This window comes from Microvirga sp. Mcv34 (genome assembly GCF_024519725.1).
Classification (GTDB): domain Bacteria; phylum Pseudomonadota; class Alphaproteobacteria; order Rhizobiales; family Beijerinckiaceae; genus Microvirga.
Map to the genome: position 1 here is coordinate 1 of NZ_JALJRK010000253.1, position 1,065 is coordinate 1,065.

The following is a 1,065-nucleotide window of genomic DNA, read 5'->3' on the forward strand; positions in this document are numbered from 1 at the left end:
AGCTGGCCGTGCCAGTGCACCGCCGTGTTCTCCGGCAGCTTGTTGGTGACGAAGATGCGGACCTTGTCGCCTTCGACCGCCTCGATAGTCGGGCCAGGGGACTGGCCGTTGTAGCCCCACAGGTGGGCCTTCATGCCAGGCGCCATCTCGCGCACCACAGGCTCGGCCACGAGATGGAACTCCTTCCAGTCGCCGTTCACCCGCCACGGCAAGGTCCAGCCGTTGAGGGTGACGACAGGATTGTAGTCCGGTCCGCTCTTCGGGTAGAGCGGGGGCTGCATGGTGGCTTCGGTCATGGTGGGCGCCTCAGGCAGGCTTGCCGCCTGGGTGCGCCCGCTGATCATGCTGGCTCCGGCGAGGGCCAATCCCCCGGCGCCGAGAAAACCTCTTCGCGATACGGTCATTGGTGGTCTCCTCAAGTGTTTCAGTGTCCGGCAGCGGCGGCTTCCCCGCCGCCGGCCGCCGCAGTGGTTTCTCCGCCGGCCTCGCCACCGCCGCTCAGTCCGCCGACGAGGGCGGCCTTGAGGTCAGTGGCAGCGATCCAGAAGTCGCGGCGGGCGTTGATCGCATCGACGTTGCTCAGGATGCGGGTGCGGGCGTCGATGATGAGCTGGGTCAGGTCCACAAGCATGCCGCTGTACTGGAGCTGAGCCTGCTCCTGGATCGTCTGGCGCAGGGGCAGAACCCAGGTCTGGTAGGGGCGGGCGAGGTCGTAGTTGCCGCGATAGCGCAGGTAGGCCTCACGCGCTTCCGAGCGGGCATTGACGGCCTGCTCGGCCAGACGATTAGCAGCCCCCCAGATACGCCTCCTGGGCGCCCCGGATCGCGGTAGCACCAAAGTCATAGATGGGGATCTGGGAGTCGACCGACAAGCCGCGGCGCTTGGTCACGCCCCGCGTGACCTCAACGCCGCCCGCCTCATTGATCGCAACCGACTTTGCCCGCTCGTAGCTGCTGGTGGCGGCCAGATCAAAGGCGCTCACGAAGCGGGTGGCCCCGCCAAGGCCATACTAGTGTTGTGACTCTAACGCTTGTTTCGCACGGGCGACCTTTTCCAGGATAGCC

General features: G+C 66.3%; 2 protein-coding genes. Both read right to left on the bottom strand.

The window, feature by feature from the left end; genetic code table 11:
- A partial coding sequence (locus tag OC446_RS30475; RefSeq protein ID WP_262032602.1) for a multicopper oxidase domain-containing protein occupies positions 1-404 on the bottom strand: 404 nt, incomplete at its 3' end.
- Positions 405-424: 20 nt separating this feature from the next.
- Positions 425-844 (bottom strand): hypothetical protein, encoded by a 420-nt coding sequence (locus OC446_RS30480; protein WP_315986567.1) that lies wholly within the window; start codon positions 842-844, stop codon positions 425-427.
- Positions 845-1,065: the final 221 nt, after the last annotated feature.

What these genes read in the sequence shown, in the direction of transcription:
- OC446_RS30480 (WP_315986567.1), bottom strand. Translation starts at nt 844, where the DNA reads ATGACTTTGGTGCTACCGCGATCCGGGGCGCCCAGGAGGCGTATCTGG.